Genomic DNA, 17,119 nt, shown 5'->3' with positions numbered 1-17,119 from the left:
TTTATAAATGCAGAAGGATTGGCTGGAGGAATTAATAGCTGCAACTAATACGGATAAACGAAATGAACGTCAAATGCGAATATTAGAGGCGGCTGTTGATATGTTTGGAGAAAAAGGATACGCTTCAACTTCAACAAGTGAAATTGCAAAGCGTGCTGGTGTAGCGGAAGGAACCATCTTCCGCTACTATAAGACGAAAAAAGATTTATTACTAGCGGTCGTAATGCCAACTTTAACTAAGTTCGTTGCACCATTTTTCGTACAAACCTTTGCAAAAGAAATATTTAAATCAGAGTATGAATCGTATGAAGGACTTTTAAGAGTTGTAATTCATAATAGATTTAAATTTGCTCAAAAACACTTTCCTATGATAAAAATATTAATTCAAGAAGTACCATTTCAACCAGAACTAAAAAATGAAATACAGCAATTAGTAGAAACAGAACTGTTTTCACATTTCAAAAAGTTGATTGTGAAATTTCAAGAAGAAGGAGAGATTATTGAGATACCACCATCTTCCGTACTACGTCTTACTTTATCAGCTGTATTAGGTTTATTATTAACACGATTTTTATTATTACCTGAAGAAAAATGGAATGATGAAGCAGAAATTGAAAATACGATTCAATTTATATTGTATGGATTAACTCCACGAATTTAATCGTCGAAGTGTGAATTACATATATTACTTTTTAAGTAAAAATAAATCGCCTTTAAAAAGGCGATTTATTTTCGTTATATATTTTTGATAAATAAGTACTTGTTTATTAAAAACATTCTAAATCAGCGTGTTTCTTTGTCTCTTCTTCTAAGACCTAATAATCCTGCTAGTCCTAATAAACCAAGCCAAGCCCAATTATTATTTCTATCACGATTATCATTTAAATCATTTGTTGTATTTACATTTCGAGTTCTTACATCATTATTAACTCTGTCTAAATTATTGTCATTTACTCGAGTTGAAATATCAGTGTTATTCACTCTATTCATATTATTTCCATCGTATTCAGCTTGCGCAGATGTACCTAAAAACATAATAGAGAGTGCTAAAACACTTAAAATAGATGATAATTTCTTTTTCATAACAATTCCCTCCTTTCTTAATCATTAATTTCTCCGGAGCATCTGTGTATTATTCATTTCACAATATCTAAACCAGTATAATAGGGCGCACATTTATTGAAAATAGAGTTGAATGATTGTTAATATATTATTGGATATATATTTCTCATAAAAATAAATGAATCAAACTTTGCTTAAAATGTTAATCTTAGTACAATTTATAGTATACGGACTAGCACTAAGGAGGTAATGAGATGCGGCAATTTGCAAAACCTACAATCGTCGTAAGTAAATGTTTAGAATTTGATGCTTGTCGATATAATGGAGAGATGATTCCAGATGTAACAATACGAAATTTGCAGCCATTTGTTACATTTATACCTGTTTGTCCAGAAGTGGAGATTGGATTGGGAACTCCTCGTGAAACGATACGAATTGTAGAAGAAAATGGTGAGAACAGACTTGTGCAACCGTCGACACGAGAAGATGTAACTGAAAAAATGGAGCAGTTTTCAAATGACTTTTTACAAACGATATCGGATGTGGATGGTTTTATTTTAAAGAATCGTTCACCAAGTTGTGGTACGCGTGATGTGAAAATTTATTCTGGTTTTGAAAAAGCGCCAGCAAAGGGAAAAGGATCGGGCTTATTTGGCGGAGCAGTAGTAAAAAAATTTTCGCATCTTCCTATTGAAGAGGAAGGCAGATTGTCGAATTTTATTATTAGAGAGCATTTCTTTACAAGACTATTTACAATCGCATATTACAAAATGATTAAACATAATAAAAATATGAAAGACCTTGTATCGTTTCAGTCGGACAATAAATATTTATTTATGGCATATAATCAAGTGAAACAAAAGGAATTAGGGCGTATAATTGCAAATCACAAAAATGAAAAGATTGAAGTTGTATTTGAAAACTATGAGAAGACTTTATATGAATTATTTATGCGCACCCCCCGCTATACATCGAATGTAAATGTATGCGAGCACATTTTTGGATACTTTAAAACAAAGCTAAAAAAACAAGAAAAAGATCATTTTATAGAACTGTTACAAAAGTATGCAGAAAAGAAAATACCACTTAGTAGTTTACTTACAATTTTAAAATCATGGGCCATTCGATTTGATGAAAAGTATTTATTAAGACAAACGTATTTCGAACCATACCCTGAAGCATTAGTAGAAATTTCTGATTCGGGAAAAGGTAGAGATTATTAAACAATAAATTACATAATTCGACACAAAATATCCTATGTTGTTGTAGAACAATGTAGGAATTTTTTTGTGCATTAGTACAGAATCTGTTTTAAAATTAAGTTATGACAGAATTATAGCAATTGTCTAACTAATATTCTTGTCTTTTAAGTTGTTATGTTTGTAGTAGAAACTCGCACGCTGTCGAAACTCAATATTCGATAAGGGGTGTGTAGCGGAATGGAATTTACTCTAACTCGCGAAAAACAAATGATTAAAGAAATGGTACGTGACTTTGCTGAAAAGGAAATCGCACCGAAAGCTGTATATTATGACAAAACTGCAGAGTTTCCATATGAAACATTTCAAAAAATGGGCGAACTAGGATTATTAGGCATCCCATTCCCAGAAGAGTATGGAGGTTCAGGTGGCGATACTGTATCGTATGCGTTAGCAGTTGAAGAAATTGGTCGCGCTTGTGGTGGCACTGGTTTAAGCTATGCTGCAACAATTTCATTAGGTGCTTCTCCAATTTATTATTTCGGTACAGAAGAACAAAAACAAAAGTATTTAGTTCCAATGGCGTCAGGTAAAACATTAGGTGCCTTCGGATTAACGGAGCCGAATGCTGGATCAGATGCAGGTGGTACTCAAACGAAAGCGGTACTAGATGGCGATGAGTATGTAATCAGTGGTGAGAAGTGTTGGATTACAAACGCAGAGTATGCAAATACCATTATTGTAACCGCTGTCAACGGTGTTGAAGAGAATGGTAGAAAACGCATTTCAGCATTTATCGTACCTACTACTAGTGAAGGATTAACGATTTCTAGTCCTTACGATAAAATGGGCGTTCGCGCTTCTAATACTTGTGAAATCGTACTTGATGGTGTTCGTGTACCGAAAGAAAATATTCTTGGTGATGTAAATAAAGGTTTTAAACAATTTTTATATACACTTGATGGAGGACGTATTTCAATCGCAGCATTGGCAGTTGGTATTGCGCAATCAGCCTTTGAACGTGCATTGCAATATGCGAAAGAACGTCAACAATTTGGAAAGTCAATCTCTAATTTCCAAGCGATTCAATTTAAATTAGCTGATATGGCGACTGAAGTAGAGCTAGCACGCAATTTAGTACATAAAGCAGCTTGGTTAAAAGATAATGATAAACCTTTCGGCAAAGAAGCGGCAATGGCAAAACTATTTGCATCGGAAGCGGCAAGCCGTATTGCGAATCAAGCAGTACAGATTCATGGTGGATATGGCTATATGCGTGAATATGAAGTTGAACGACATATTCGTGATGCGAAACTATTAGAAATTGGTGAAGGAACTTCTGAAATTCAACGTCTCGTAATTGCTAGACATTTAGGATGTAGATAAAAGGGAGGAATCACTATGTTTCAAAAAATATTAATTGCGAATCGCGGGGAAATCGCTGTTCGTATTATGAAAACTTGTCAAAAACTTGGCATTCGCACTGTTGCTATTTATTCTGAAGCAGATGAAAATGCCCTTCATGTGAAAATGGCAAATGAAGCTTACTTAGTAGGTGGACCGCGTGTTCAAGAAAGTTATTTAAACCTTGAAAAAATTATTGAAATAGCTAAGAAGACAAATGCAGAAGCGATTCATCCGGGTTATGGTTTATTATCAGAGAATCCGTCTTTTCCGGTTCGCTGCAAAGAAGAAGGAATCGTATTTATCGGTCCTTCAGAAGAAATCATTACGAAGATGGGAAGTAAAATCGAATCACGTATCGCAATGCAAGCAGCAGATGTCCCAGTAGTCCCAGGTATTACTACAAATATTGAAACTGCTGAAGAAGCAATTGAAATTGCAAAACAAATTGGTTATCCATTAATGCTTAAGGCATCCGCAGGCGGCGGAGGCATTGGTATGCAGTTGATGGAAACTGAGCAAACGCTCACCAAAGCGTTCGAAAGTAATAAAACAAGAGCGCAAAACTTCTTTGGTAACGGAGAAATGTATTTAGAGCGATATATAGCAGACGCGCATCATATTGAAATTCAGCTTTTAGCAGATACACATGGTAACACAGTGTATTTATGGGAGCGTGAATGTTCGGTACAGCGCCGAAATCAAAAAGTAATCGAAGAAGCACCTTCACCATTTTTAGATGAAGGTACACGAAAGGCGATGGGAGAAGTTGCTGTACAAGCTGCCAAAGCACTTGGTTATACAAATGCAGGTACAGTTGAGTTTCTTGTAGATGATCAGAAGAACTTCTATTTCTTAGAGATGAATACGCGATTACAAGTAGAGCATCCAGTGACAGAAGAAATTACGGGATTAGACCTTGTAGAACAGCAACTCCTTATCGCAAGTGGAGAGAAACTATCATTTACTCAGGATGATGTAAAACGTAGTGGTCATGCCATTGAAGCTCGTATTTATGCAGAGGATCCGAAAACATTCTTCCCATCACCTGGGAAAATTACAGATTTAACACTACCGTCAAATGTACGGATTGATCACTTCTTAGAAAATCATGTAACGATTACACCTTTCTATGATCCAATGATTGCGAAAGTCATTGCACATGGCGAGACTCGTGAAGAAGCAATTTCAAAATTACATGATGCTCTAGAGGAATTAAAAGTAGAAGGTATTAAAACGAACACACCAATGCTACTGCAAGTTTTGGAAGACGAAGTGTTCAAAGAGGGTATTTATACAACAGGCTTTGTAACGAAACAACTCGTTAAAAAATAAGATTTAACAATATTAAGGGGGAAAAAATGATGACGAAAGTATACGCATCGATGGCAGGAAACGTTTGGAAGATTGTTGTAGGAGTAGGAGATACAGTAGAGGAAGAGCAGGATGTCGTCATTTTGGAATCTATGAAAATGGAAATTCCAATCATTTCAGAAGAAGCTGGCACAGTTATGAAAATTAATGTGCAAGAAGGCGATTTTGTAAATGAAGGAGATGTATTATTAGAAATTGAATAGGGAGATATAGGGGGAAGCGAATTGAAACTACCTAATTTTGCTGTCATTAAAGAAGTCGGGCCACGTGATGGCTTACAAAATGAAAAAAAGATTGTTGGCACAAAAGATAAAGTAAAATGGATTCAACTACTTACAGAAGCGGGATTGTCGTATGTTGAAGTTTCCTCATTCGTTCACCCAAAATGGGTCCCTGCATTAGCGGATGCAAATGATGTATTTTCTGAGCTGAAAAGGGATCCCAATGTTACATATGCTGCGCTTGTTCCGAATCAAAATGGTTTGGAACGAGCTTTTTTGCAAAATGTAGATGAGGTGAATGTTTTTTTATCAGCAAGTGAATCTCATAATAAAAGTAATATTAATAAATCGATCAAAGAAGCATTAGTCGTAATTGAAGATATAACAAAACAGGCATTATTCGAAGGGAAAAAGGTAAGAGGCTATGTTTCTACTGTATTTGGATGTCCTTATGAAGGGAATATAAGTCTCGCAGCAGTTGACGAATTATGTAATCAACTATTTTCATACGGTATTTATGAAGTTTCTCTAGGGGATACAATCGGTGTAGCGAATCCATTACAAGTAGAACAAGTATTAGAACACCTATTAAAGAAGTATGATGCTTCGCAGTTTGCAATGCATTTTCATAATACGTATGGAATGGCTCTAGCGAATGTAGTTAAATCATTAGAATACGGTATTACAACGTTTGATAGTTCTTGTGGTGGACTCGGGGGCTGCCCTTATGCACCAGGAGCATCAGGTAATGTTGCTACTGATGACCTAGTACATATGCTCCATAAATTAGGAGTCCAAACGAATATAGACGAAGAAAAGTTATTGAGAGCTAGTCAATTTATTCAAAGTAAGTTAAATATCCAATTACCGAGTCATGTGTATAGAGCGCTTCAACATAAAACGATAAGTAGGTGAGAAGATGCTACAATTACAAAACATTTCAGTTGATTATGTAACACCTCACGTTGTAAAGATTTCGTTATATCGTGAAAGACAAGCAAACTCATTATCTTTAGCGTTATTAGAAGAGTTACAAAACATATTAACTCAAATAAGTGAAGAGTCCAATACGCGTGTAGTTATTCTAACAGGTGCTGGTGAAAAAGCGTTTTGTGCTGGTGCAGATTTAAAAGAGCGTGCCGATATGAATGAAGAACAAGTTCGCCATGCTGTTAGTATGATTCGCACTACTATGGAGATGGTTGAACAATTACCACAGCCAGTTATTGCTGCTATAAATGGAATCGCACTTGGTGGTGGTACGGAATTAAGTTTAGCTTGTGATTTTAGAATTGCTGCTGAATCTGCAAGTCTTGGTCTTACTGAAACGACACTTGCAATTATACCAGGAGCGGGTGGTACACAGCGCTTACCGAGATTAATTGGTGTTGGTAGAGCGAAAGAATTAATTTATACAGGTAGACGTATTTCAGCGCAAGAAGCAAAAGAATATGGTTTAGTAGAATTTGTTGTACCAGCTAATTTACTTGAAGAGAAAGCGATTGAAATAGCAGAGAAAATTGCTAGTAATGGACCTATTGCTGTTCGATTAGCAAAAGAGGCAATTTCAAATGGTATTCAAGTTGATTTACATACCGGATTACAAATGGAAAAACAAGCGTATGAAGGTGTAATCCATACGAAAGATCGAATAGAAGGATTACAGGCATTCAAAGAAAAACGCAAACCGATGTATAAGGGGGAGTAAATATGTTAGACCAAAAACAACAATCTAATTCATTTGAAGAACGAGTTGAAACAATTAAACAAGGCGGGGCACCGAAATATCATGAGCAAAATAAAGCAAAAGGAAAATTATTCGTTCGAGACCGTTTAGCGCTTCTATTTGATAATGGCGAATATGTAGAAGATGCATTATTTGCTAACTGTGAACAAACAGGCTTACCTGCGGATGGCGTTGTAACGGCAACGGGTAAAATACATGGTCGTACTGCGTGTGTAATGGCCAATGATTCTACTGTAAAAGCTGGATCATGGGGATCACGCACAGTTGAAAAGATTTTACGTATTCAAGAAACAGCTGAAAAACTACGTGTTCCGTTATTTTATTTAGTTGACTCTGCTGGAGCGCGTATTACAGATCAAGTAGAAATGTTCCCAGGGCGCCGCGGTGCAGGAAGAATCTTCTATAATCAAGTGAAGTTATCAGGTAAAGTTCCTCAAGTATGCTTGTTATTTGGACCTTCTGCAGCTGGTGGTGCGTATATTCCAGCCTTTTGTGACGTTGTAATGATGGTAGAGGGAAATGCATCTATGTATTTAGGATCTCCTCGTATGGCTGAGATGGTTATCGGTGAGAAGGTAACTTTAGAAGAGATGGGCGGAGCTCGTATGCATTGCTCTGTATCAGGATGCGGAGATGTTTTATGTAAGACAGAAGAAGATGCGATTACACAAGCAAGACAATACATTTCATATTTTCCAAACAACTATTTAGAAAAGACTCCATTGGTTACACCTCAAGAACCGAAACAATTCGATAAAACGTTAGAACAAATCATTCCAGAAAATCAAAATGCTCCTTTCAATATGAAAGATCTCATTAATAGAGTTATTGATGAGGGTTCATTCTATGAAGTAAAAAAATTATTTGCTCAAGAGCTAATTACAGGCTTAGCACGTATTGATGGTAAGCCAGTTGGTATTATTGCAAATCAGCCGCGTATGAAGGGTGGCGTATTATTCCACGATTCAGCTGATAAAGCTGCTAAGTTTATTAATTTATGCGATGCATATCATATTCCATTATTATTCCTTGCGGATGTACCAGGATTTATGATCGGTACAAAAGTAGAGCGTGCCGGTATTATTCGCCACGGTGCAAAAATGATTTCTGCAATGAGTGAAGCAACTGTACCGAAGATTTCTATCGTTGTTCGTAAAGCATATGGTGCTGGTTTATATGCGATGGCAGGTCCGGCATTTGAACCAGATTGCTGCCTGGCATTACCGACAGCCTCTATTGCGGTAATGGGTCCAGAAGCTGCGGTTAATGCTGTATATGCAAATAAAATTGCAGCTTTACCAGAAGAAGAGCGTGCTAGCTTCATTGCTGAAAAACGTGAAGAGTATAAGAAAGATATTGATATTTATCATTTAGCATCAGAGATGGTGATTGATGGTATTGTTCATCCAAACAATTTACGTGAAGAGTTAAAAGGACGTTTCGAAATGTATATGAGTAAATATCAAGTATTCACGGATCGTAAACATCCTGTATATCCAGTTTAAAAGCCCTATTTAGGGCTTTCTTGCTCAAAAAGTTAAGGAGGGGAAAACATTGAAACAAGCAGTTTGGTTTCCAACAGAAGAGTACAAGGAAAAAACACGTTTATATGGTTGGATGAAATCATTGGGATATGAAGATTATGAAACTTTTTATAATAAATCTATTGAGGAAACAGCTTGGTTTTGGGGAGAGGCAGAAAAAGCAGTTGGCTATCAATGGATGAAACCTTATACAGAAGTATTAGATTTAGAAAATGGTACACCGTTTGCACAGTGGTATAATGGCGGAACATGTAACGTTGTAGAATCAGCTTTATCCCGCTGGCTTGCGGATGAAGAGACGAGAATACAGCCAGCACTTCAGTATGAAGGGGAAAATGGAACTTCAAAATCATTTACATATGAAGAGCTTGATAACTGGGTAAGCCGTGTTGCCAATGGTTTGAAACACGCGGGTATTGAAAAAGGTGACCGTGTAACAATTTATATGCCAATGATTCCAGAAACAGTTGTTGCGATGCTAGCTGTAATGAAAATTGGAGCAATTATTTCACCAATATTCTCAGGCTTTGCGTCTGATGCAGTTATGACACGTGTGCAAGCGGCAGGTTCAAAAATGATTATTACCGCAGATGGATTTTCACGCCGAGGTAAAATTGTTTCTTTAAAAGATGAAGTAGATAAAGCTTGTGAACATTGCCCAACTGTTGAAAAAGTGGTAATCGTTCGTCATGCAGGAAATGATTTTACACCACATAACTATGACTTTTCGTGGAGTACGCTAGAAAAAGAAAAACCATTCATACATGCCGAAGAAATGCAAAGCGATGATCCATTAATGCTCATTTATACATCAGGAACGACTGGTAAGCCGAAAGGAACAGTACACACGCATGCAGGATTTCCTTTGAAAGCAGCCTTTGATGCAGGATTTGGAATGAATATTAAACAAGGTGATCGTGTATTATGGGTAACTGATATGGGCTGGATGATGGGGCCATTTCTATTATTCGGTTCACTCATTAATGGAGCAACGATGGTTATGTACGAAGGTGTTCCAGACTTCCCAGAAGCAGACCGGTTATGGGAGACAGTTGATAAATATGAAATTACTCATCTAGGTATTTCGCCAACGTTAATCCGAGCATTAATGGCAAAAGGTGATGAGTATGTCAATAAACACTCTTTAAAGAGTTTGGAAGTATTCGCATCAACAGGAGAACCTTGGAATCCTGATCCATGGATGTGGCTGTTTGAAACAGTTGGAAAAGGAAATGTTCCAATCTGTAACTACTCAGGTGGAACTGAAATCTCTGGTGGGATTTTCGGTAATGTTCTTATTAAGCCAATCGCACCGATTAGTTTTAACGCATCTTTACCAGGAATGGCAGCTGTCGTACTGGATGATCAAGGTAAACCAATTCGAGATGAAGTCGGAGAATTATGCTTAGAGAAACCTTGGGTAGGTATGACGAAAAGCTTCTGGGAAGATGATGAACGTTACGTGAACACATATTGGTCACGTTTTGAAAATAAATGGGTCCACGGTGACTGGGTCATTTACGATGGTGAACAATATATCATCACAGGGCGTTCAGACGATACGTTAAATATTGCAGGTAAACGTATTGGACCTGCTGAATATGAATCTATTCTTGTGAAACATAACGATGTAATTGAAGCTGCTGCAATTGGTGTACCTGACGAAGTAAAAGGTGAAGTTTGTCATTGTTTTGTAGTATTAAGAGATCATGTAACATTCACAGGAGAATTAAAGAAAGAATTAATGAGTTTAGTAAACTCTCATATTGGAAAAGCGTTGTGTCCTAAAGACATCCACGTTGTAGAAGATTTACCGAAAACACGTAACTCTAAAGTAATGCGCCGTGTTATTAAAGCAGCTTACTTAGGAAAAGAGTTAGGTGATTTATCATCGCTTGTAAATCCTGAAGTAGTTCCGTTTATTCAGGGGTTACAGTCTAGTAAATTATAAAGTTAGAAAGGATCTCTATATAGATAGAGATCCTTTTTTATGTTTATAAAAAGAAAAGAAGTGAATTTGATGAAGAAGAAAAATTCTACTATTAGTGTTAAGTATGTCTGTTTTATAGTTTTTATTAAAATACGATACTGTGGCATGTTTATTCATTGGAGTAATTAAATTTTGTTAAGGATGAAATTCAATAAAAGCGTTATTTTAATAGGCTGTTACGAAATTTAATTTGAAAGGCACATCCAAATGATAAAAAAAGAGCACTATAAAATCAGTGCTCTTTTTATTAGAAATTGCTTAGTTCTTAAAAATAAAATCATTACGGACAATTCACAATGGTAATAATGACGCTAGCCATTGTTCCAGGAGAATCAAGAAGAGAAGCAGTAACGGTTACTGTTCCAGGCCCATTAGCGGCTAGAAATACAGCGGTAAAGTTACCTGAGGCATTGGTAATGACAGCAAGAGGAACCATGAAAGCAAGAGATGGGTTACTAAACGAAAAACTGACCACTACCCCTGGAGTAGGAATACCGTTTACTAATACTTGACCCGAAAAAAATAAAGTATTATTTCCTTGAGTGGATACACATGCTGTGGTTTCGTTAGAAGTCAAGGTAATAGATGCAGGTCCAGCAGGAAGATTAAATCCAGTTGGTCCAGTTGGTCCAGTTGGTCCAGTTGATCCAGTTGATCCGGTTGGTCCAGTTGATCCAGTTGATCCAGTTGATCCGGTTGGTCCGGTTGATCCGGTTGGCCCAGTCGGTCCAGTTGATCCGGTTAATCCAGTAGCTCCTGTAGAACCGGTGGGACCGGTAGGGAATTGAAAAGGTTGAACAGTTGGAAGTGTAGGTCCAATAGAACCGGGATTAAGTGCAGCAAAAGATAAAAACTCGTCCATTATTTATCACCTCTAAAAATCGTATTACTAATAGTAAATGTAATGATAGAGCAAAGTGAAACGGACAAGCGGTTTTATTTTAACAAATTAAACAAAGTAGTTATATGATAGAAAGAGAGATTAGTATGATTCCTTTAGAAATTAAATATAAAAAGGCGATTATCTTCAAATCGCCTTTTAGGTAATGCCGTGTAATTTTATTCAGTTATTTGAAATATAGTTTCATTCGGTTTGGAAAATCCATACAGTTTCCTTGCGAATTTTAAAATTTCTTCTTCACTACTTGTTAAAGCCTTGACATCCTTGTTAAGGGAATGACCATCCTTCTTTACAGAAGATAATTTTTGTTGTTCCGTATTAAGTGTGATTTGTTTTTCTTTAATCATTTCTTGTTGGTTATTCAGAGAATATTGAAGGACAAAAATTATAGGTAATATAAAAGCCAAAGTAGTTATAATACGGCGTCTTGTTTTTTTTATGCTACCTTGTTGGGTATTAGGATTCACTTGCTGTGAGGGTATATTAGGATTTGATTGGTGTGATGATACTTTTGGGATGTTTCCCATTAAAATGCCTCCATTACTGATTGTCGAATTTAAACCGTTTAATAGTATTATAAATGTTCAATAAGGATTTTAGAAGATATTTTAATATAGGTGAGTTTTGTAAAGTTTAAACAAAATCTTTATTTAAATAAAAGAAACCCCGCTTGTCTCTGGGGTTTCTGAAGGCAATGAAAGTACTCGACTAATTAAAGATTCCATGAATTTTTTGCTGAAAATACTGGTGAATTCGTCTGAAGTAATGAGGGCATCTAAAGCTTTATACGTACGTGAAGTAATTAAAAATCGATTTATAAGAGTTAGCTTGTTTTTTCTTAATAGCCCACCTAATCAGTAAATACATATGTCTGTTGAAATCTTTACGTGTTCATTGATAAAAAGCTGATTATATTCAGTCAGCTTTTTGTATAATACATTCTAGTATTTATCGGTTCCAAAAGACATATTCTTTCCTTTAAGTTGGCATCGAAAATATTACCAATTTTTCCTTTTACAATGGCAACAAATAAAGAAACATTTACAACGACACTTATTTCGTTTAGAACTCCAATCATCATCACGATGACACTTTTCTTTAGATTTCCACCAATCATCATTACAATGTTTTTCCTGAGAACTCCAATCGTCATCACAATGACACTTTTCTTTAGATTTCCACCAATCATCATTACAATGCTTTTTCTGAGAACTCCAATTATCATCACAATGATGTTTTTCTTTAGATTTCCACCAATCATCACAACAATGCTTTTTCTGAGAACTCCAGCAATCATTTTTCCAGGACATTTATTTCTACCTCCTTTCAATAGTGTTCATATTATTCTATGTTTTAATAAAAAAATTGCTTGTTTATTAACCTACTATTTTATCTTTATATGATAGAGTGTCTTCTACTCGATATAGAATTCATACAAACTATGCTAATTTTTAAGAGAAAGTGGAGAGAACTACTACTAGTTATGGTATTTTTCAATAAACACTTGTTGAAGAAAATGTTCTGATTACAAATAATATCTTATTTTCGAGTACGCTTTTTAAATGTATATTTCACAATGAAAAATGGGAAATCCACAAATAAAGTCTATGTATATGTGAGTTAATGGGAAAATCTAGTGTGTTTTTAAGGGGCGTCTTATTTAAAAGAAAAAAGGTTTGTTTTAGAAAGTGGTGTCTAAACATTAAATGGAGTAGGACTAAATTCACGGCCGCTCATTAAAAAGCTTTTAATTAGGAGAAGTCTGTTTTTATAATGAATAATGAAAAGAAAGTTTGGTACAATTGTTTGTTTTTTTCTTTTTATGTGTTTGCCTCGTACCCTTTTAAGCTAGTGGACATACTTTACTAATAGAAAGGATTAGGGGGTGAGGTATTGGGTTCTCGATTTAATAATTGTAAAAAGAAGTGTACATGTAAACAAGATGATTGTTGGGAAGTATTCGAAGAGTGTAAAAAAGAACAGCATGAGAAATGTGATAATTCTTGTGTACAAGGAATTAGAGATGAACTTAAGAAATTAATTAATCGAACAGTTCAAATTAATACAGAGGGACGTACTTATGTAGGTACTGTTTCGTCTGTAAGTTGTGATGTAGTTAGGCTTGCGGCTATTCCTGGATCGGTTGGAGTAATTATTTCCATTTGCAAAATTGAAGCAATTTTCCCACCGGTTACAACGGTTACTGCTGACTTTGATTTTAATGGTATTGATGTAGCAAACAAAGCATAATTATGCTGCTTTTTTGTAAAGCCATTCACATGAATGGCTTTATTTTAATTTTATATAAAAGGAGAATATATTCTTTATATAGAAATAAGTTTGAGGTTATAAAGCATGATGTACGAAAGGAGCAAGGAAGTGATTAAACTAGAAAGCTTTAAGAAATCTGATTTTAAACAATTAATAAATTGGATTAATTCCGAAGAATTTCTAATACAATGGTCAGGAAATGCATTCACATTTCCTTTAGACGAACAGCAATTAGAGAAGTATATAGAAAGTGCAAATACACTCGCTTTCAAAGTGGTAGATGAAGAGACTTCAGACGTTATTGGACATATTTCGCTTGGGCAAATAGATAATATTAATAAGTCCGCTAGAATTGGAAAAGTATTAGTTGGTAATACGAAGATGAGAGGACGTTCTATAGGAAAACATATGATGAAAGCAGTACTTCATATTGCTTTTGACGAATTAAAACTACATAGAGTAACTCTTGGTGTGTATGATTTTAATACATCGGCCATTTCATGTTACGAAAAAATAGGGTTTGTAAAAGAAGGCTTATTAAGAGAGTCAAAAAGAGTAGGAGAAACGTATTGGAATTTATGGGAAATGAGTATGTTAGAATATGAATGGAAGAAGTAGCAACGATAGTAATTTATAATTATATTATGTTAACAAAGGGGTTTGGTGGGTATAGTGGATAATAAAACAAAAATAATTTCAATTGCAGCTGTTTCGGGGGGAGGTAAAACTACAATTACAGAAAGATTAAAGCATAAGTTTAAAAACTCAAAAGCTCTATATTTTGATAGTTACACATTTGATAAATCTCCTGCTGATATTTGTAAATGGATTGATGATGGGGCGAATTACGACGAGTGGGTATTAACACCATTAATTCATGATATTGAGCAACTTATACAAAATAATACCTTAGACTATATTATTGTAGATTATCCTTTTGCATACTTAAATAGTGAGATGCGAAAATTCATTGATGTAACTATATTTATTGATACGCCTTTAGATATTGCGATGGCTAGAAGGATTTTGCGAGATTTTAAGGAAGGTACAATAGATGAAATACATAATGATTTGGAACATTACATGACATATGCGAGAAAAGCTTATTTAGAGGCAATTCATACTGTTAAGCCGAATTCAGATATCATATTGGATGGTTCTTTATCTGTAAGTGAAATAATTAATCACGCTGTAGAGGAACTTGGCCGAAGAGAAGTGATTGTCAATGGTTAAATGTATAACAGATGCTGTTAGGTGGATAATTGAAGTAAGGGAGAGATAAATGTGTACACTTTATTTCAATATAATTGGCAAGTAAGAGATGATTGGTTTAAGTGGTGTGAACAACTTTCAGAGGAAGATTTACTTTGCAAACTGGGGGTATGTTAGAAACATTATTTCATATTGTAGATGTAGAGTATAGTTGGATTAGTGCTCTTCAAGGAGAAGAAGATAGAAAACCGCAATTTAAAGATTATCAATCGGTTCAAAAAGTGAAAGCGTTATTTGATTTATATAAACGAGAACTTGAAGTTTTTTTGCAGTCATGATCATCTAGCCTAGAATGCTAGCACACTTAAAATAAGCCGTATAAAAAGTTAATCATTGTGTGCTTTGATTATATAATGTCGGCGAAATAAATAGTGTGAAGGACAGCTATCTTAACAAGTGTTTCATGTAACGTTCATATACTTTAATTTTTTATAATTAATTAAATTTGAATTTTGTTTGTTGTTAAGAAAAGGTGAGAAGAAAATAAAAAAAGAGGGCTAATGCCCTCTTTTTCTTTTAATTTGGTAATTAATCACAGATTGGTATCCCAAGCACTCTTAGAGCTAATGCTACTTGAAGGGAAATCTCTAATCTAGCAATTTCAATACCAGCTACTGAAAGAACTAAAAAAGGTTGTCCGTTTACAAATACAACGCAACTATCCATAGTTAAGCCTCCTTTCTAGTAATCTACTATAGTATATGAATAGAACTTTAATATGTAATAGTTCAATTGTTGGATTTAATAGAATTAATAGATTAACCCATTTATACAAACAAAAGAACATAACGAAAGGAAACAGAGATGGATGTATGCCTCGAAAAACATAGGTTTTAAGACATGTAATGGGATATGAAATTCATCATATTGGTCAGCTATCTATATGGGCGAGGGAGTTAAACTTGCAATCTGTTTCAGCAAATTTGATTGGACGAGGATGATAGAATTAAAAACCGACTTGCATCTCAAACGCAAGTCGGTTTTTATATATAAGAAGATTTCTTAATTGAAATCCTCGGATTTTTTCTGACGTATATGTAAAAACATTAAGGTGGTAATGATTAAAAAAATCATTATAGTTTGTATAATTAAATTTTTAAACTGAAGCAATATTGTCCAAGATGTAAGGGCGTCTTTAAAAGCTTGGAGTGCAGAGTACGAGGAAGGATCAAAACCATACTGTAGCAACTTTTTTGTTTCAATAAATGAAATGTTTTCTTCATCTGCATCTAATATTACTGAAATTAGTCTAGTATCTCCAAGTTTTGCTGTACTGACAAAACTATAATTACCGTTAGTTGAAAAACTAGTTTGTAAGCCATCAACACCTTGAAGTTTAATGTTTTCATTAAGGGAATATATCATTTTATTCGTATTGAAAACCTGGGAATCTTTGAAGGTAAATTGGTAAGAGGTTAGTTTCGTAATATTCAATACATCTGGAAAATCTTTTACTAATTTTGCTGCTAGTTTAGCTGCGTCTATCGCTGTTGTAGTTGATTGTTTATCTGTATCATTATTAATTCCAGTAGAGTTTAGAAATGGAGATGGTTGTAATAACTTTAGTTCTTTTGCTTTTTTATTCATTAATACTGTAAAGTTATCTTCATTTCCAGCAATGTGTTCTGCTAGAGCGAGTGCAGAACGATTATTCCCTGCCAGTAGCAATGCATGAAGTAAATCACGAACCGTTGTTTTATCATTCGATGTTACTTGTATAGGGCTTGTTTCTACTCGGAAAACTTCGTTACTTATTTGTACTAAGTCATCTAACTGTATTTTTCTATCATTTAGTTGCTCCAATACGATATATTCTGTCATTAATTTAGATAAAGCAGCTGATTGTACCGGAGTTTCTTCATTTTTTTTATAAACAATTTCACCTGAATTAGCATTTATTAAAATAGCTGATTTAGCTTGAATAATCGGACCATTTACATAAAGATAAAAATATAAAACGATAAGTGTAGTAATAAAAAAAGATAATAATAAAATAGCGAATTTCTTTAAGAATTGCATAAGCGATCCTCCTATTATGACATCAATACTAGTATTGTAAAAAGGAATGCTTAATTAGGAAGAAAGAAAAGGTAAAGAATTTCTAAAGAATTATAAAGGATTATTAAATTTTGGG

The 17,119-nt window shown here is 34.8% G+C and carries 19 protein-coding genes and 3 pseudogenes; 16 read left to right on the top strand and 6 right to left on the bottom strand.

The window, feature by feature from the left end; all coding sequences use genetic code 11:
- Positions 1-7: 7 nt before the first annotated feature.
- Positions 8-661 carry a TetR/AcrR family transcriptional regulator gene (locus AB6801_RS24920; RefSeq protein ID WP_001168198.1) on the top strand — a complete coding sequence of 218 codons (654 nt, stop codon included), beginning with the start codon at positions 8-10 and terminating at the stop codon, positions 659-661.
- 122 nt (positions 662-783) lie between these two features.
- Here AB6801_RS24920 and AB6801_RS24915 read toward each other — a convergent pair whose 3' ends face one another.
- On the bottom strand, positions 784-1,083 hold the full coding sequence (locus AB6801_RS24915; protein WP_000728151.1) for a WGxxGxxG family protein: 300 nt from the start codon (positions 1,081-1,083) through the stop codon (positions 784-786).
- Positions 1,084-1,316: 233 nt separating this feature from the next.
- On the opposite strand from AB6801_RS24915, the gene AB6801_RS24910 reads away from it, so the two are divergent.
- The 10 genes from AB6801_RS24910 (at position 1,317) to AB6801_RS24865 (ending at position 11,329) form a co-directional block, all read left to right on the top strand.
- Positions 1,317-2,285: a YbgA family protein gene (locus AB6801_RS24910; protein WP_001248645.1), complete on the top strand. Its 969-nt coding sequence runs from the start codon at positions 1,317-1,319 to the stop codon at positions 2,283-2,285.
- 216 nt (positions 2,286-2,501) lie between these two features.
- Positions 2,502-3,647: an acyl-CoA dehydrogenase gene (locus AB6801_RS24905; protein WP_000397282.1), complete on the top strand. Its 1,146-nt coding sequence runs from the start codon at positions 2,502-2,504 to the stop codon at positions 3,645-3,647.
- A 15-nt stretch (positions 3,648-3,662) separates the two neighbouring features.
- Positions 3,663-5,000, top strand: coding sequence for an acetyl-CoA carboxylase biotin carboxylase subunit (locus tag AB6801_RS24900; protein ID WP_000486742.1), 1,338 nt, complete (start codon positions 3,663-3,665; stop codon positions 4,998-5,000).
- 26 nt (positions 5,001-5,026) lie between these two features.
- Entirely contained in the window at positions 5,027-5,242 is a 216-nt protein-coding gene (locus tag AB6801_RS24895) for an acetyl-CoA carboxylase biotin carboxyl carrier protein subunit (protein WP_001987345.1), read from the top strand.
- A 21-nt stretch (positions 5,243-5,263) separates the two neighbouring features.
- A complete protein-coding gene (mvaB, locus tag AB6801_RS24890; protein WP_000775437.1) occupies positions 5,264-6,175 on the top strand; it encodes a hydroxymethylglutaryl-CoA lyase in 912 nt (303 codons plus the stop codon).
- Positions 6,176-6,179: 4 nt separating this feature from the next.
- Positions 6,180-6,968: an enoyl-CoA hydratase gene (locus AB6801_RS24885; RefSeq protein ID WP_000939816.1), complete on the top strand. Its 789-nt coding sequence runs from the start codon at positions 6,180-6,182 to the stop codon at positions 6,966-6,968.
- Positions 6,969-6,970: 2 nt separating this feature from the next.
- Complete coding sequence (locus AB6801_RS24880) at positions 6,971-8,512, top strand: acyl-CoA carboxylase subunit beta (protein WP_000886744.1); 1,542 nt, start codon at positions 6,971-6,973, stop codon at positions 8,510-8,512.
- A gap of 49 nt (positions 8,513-8,561) precedes the next feature.
- Positions 8,562-10,502 carry an AMP-binding protein gene (locus tag AB6801_RS24875; protein ID WP_000806481.1) on the top strand — a complete coding sequence of 647 codons (1,941 nt, stop codon included), beginning with the start codon at positions 8,562-8,564 and terminating at the stop codon, positions 10,500-10,502.
- A gap of 335 nt (positions 10,503-10,837) precedes the next feature.
- Positions 10,838-11,053 carry a hypothetical protein gene (locus AB6801_RS24870; protein ID WP_000236249.1) on the top strand — a complete coding sequence of 72 codons (216 nt, stop codon included), beginning with the start codon at positions 10,838-10,840 and terminating at the stop codon, positions 11,051-11,053.
- A gap of 45 nt (positions 11,054-11,098) precedes the next feature.
- Complete coding sequence (locus tag AB6801_RS24865) at positions 11,099-11,329, top strand: hypothetical protein (protein WP_255262016.1); 231 nt, start codon at positions 11,099-11,101, stop codon at positions 11,327-11,329.
- 17 nt (positions 11,330-11,346) lie between these two features.
- Here the strand turns inward: AB6801_RS24865 and AB6801_RS24860 are convergent.
- The 3 genes and pseudogenes from AB6801_RS24860 to AB6801_RS24850 form a co-directional block, all read right to left on the bottom strand.
- A pseudogene (locus AB6801_RS24860) lies at positions 11,347-11,403 on the bottom strand (exosporium leader peptide-containing protein); the annotation flags it as partial.
- Between the two features lie 197 nt (positions 11,404-11,600).
- Positions 11,601-11,969 carry an FtsB family cell division protein gene (locus tag AB6801_RS24855; protein WP_000526886.1) on the bottom strand — a complete coding sequence of 123 codons (369 nt, stop codon included), beginning with the start codon at positions 11,967-11,969 and terminating at the stop codon, positions 11,601-11,603.
- Between the two features lie 392 nt (positions 11,970-12,361).
- Positions 12,362-12,772 carry a hypothetical protein gene (locus AB6801_RS24850; RefSeq protein ID WP_170925778.1) on the bottom strand — a complete coding sequence of 137 codons (411 nt, stop codon included), beginning with the start codon at positions 12,770-12,772 and terminating at the stop codon, positions 12,362-12,364.
- 563 nt (positions 12,773-13,335) lie between these two features.
- On the opposite strand from AB6801_RS24850, the gene AB6801_RS24845 reads away from it, so the two are divergent.
- From AB6801_RS24845 to AB6801_RS24830, 4 genes and pseudogenes are all read left to right on the top strand, one after another.
- Entirely contained in the window at positions 13,336-13,692 is a 357-nt protein-coding gene (locus tag AB6801_RS24845) for a hypothetical protein (protein WP_000535577.1), read from the top strand.
- Positions 13,693-13,797: 105 nt separating this feature from the next.
- The gene (locus AB6801_RS24840) at positions 13,798-14,331 is read left to right on the top strand and encodes a GNAT family N-acetyltransferase (RefSeq protein ID WP_000990082.1); all 534 of its coding nucleotides are present in this window, start codon (positions 13,798-13,800) and stop codon (positions 14,329-14,331) included.
- 45 nt (positions 14,332-14,376) lie between these two features.
- Positions 14,377-14,946 carry a nucleoside/nucleotide kinase family protein gene (locus AB6801_RS24835; protein WP_000513265.1) on the top strand — a complete coding sequence of 190 codons (570 nt, stop codon included), beginning with the start codon at positions 14,377-14,379 and terminating at the stop codon, positions 14,944-14,946.
- A gap of 51 nt (positions 14,947-14,997) precedes the next feature.
- Positions 14,998-15,257, top strand: a pseudogene (locus tag AB6801_RS24830) (DinB family protein); the annotation flags it as partial.
- A gap of 256 nt (positions 15,258-15,513) precedes the next feature.
- On the opposite strand, the gene AB6801_RS24825 reads toward AB6801_RS24830, so the two are convergent.
- Positions 15,514-15,651, bottom strand: coding sequence for a DUF3956 domain-containing protein (locus tag AB6801_RS24825; RefSeq protein WP_000376554.1), 138 nt, complete (start codon positions 15,649-15,651; stop codon positions 15,514-15,516).
- A 164-nt stretch (positions 15,652-15,815) separates the two neighbouring features.
- Here AB6801_RS24825 and AB6801_RS31290 point away from each other — a divergent pair.
- Positions 15,816-15,926, top strand: a pseudogene (locus AB6801_RS31290) (DinB family protein); the annotation flags it as partial.
- Positions 15,927-15,987: 61 nt separating this feature from the next.
- On the opposite strand, the gene AB6801_RS24820 reads toward AB6801_RS31290, so the two are convergent.
- Positions 15,988-17,004 carry a D-alanyl-D-alanine carboxypeptidase family protein gene (locus AB6801_RS24820; RefSeq protein ID WP_097999473.1) on the bottom strand — a complete coding sequence of 339 codons (1,017 nt, stop codon included), beginning with the start codon at positions 17,002-17,004 and terminating at the stop codon, positions 15,988-15,990.
- Positions 17,005-17,119 lie beyond the last annotated feature (115 nt).

Origin of the sequence: Bacillus sp. RCC_6_1, assembly GCF_041360755.1 — a bacterium.
GTDB lineage: Bacteria > Bacillota > Bacilli > Bacillales > Bacillaceae_G > Bacillus_A > Bacillus_A cereus.
Note: the sequence above shows the minus strand (reverse complement) of the source record. Positions and strands in the feature narration are given on the sequence as shown.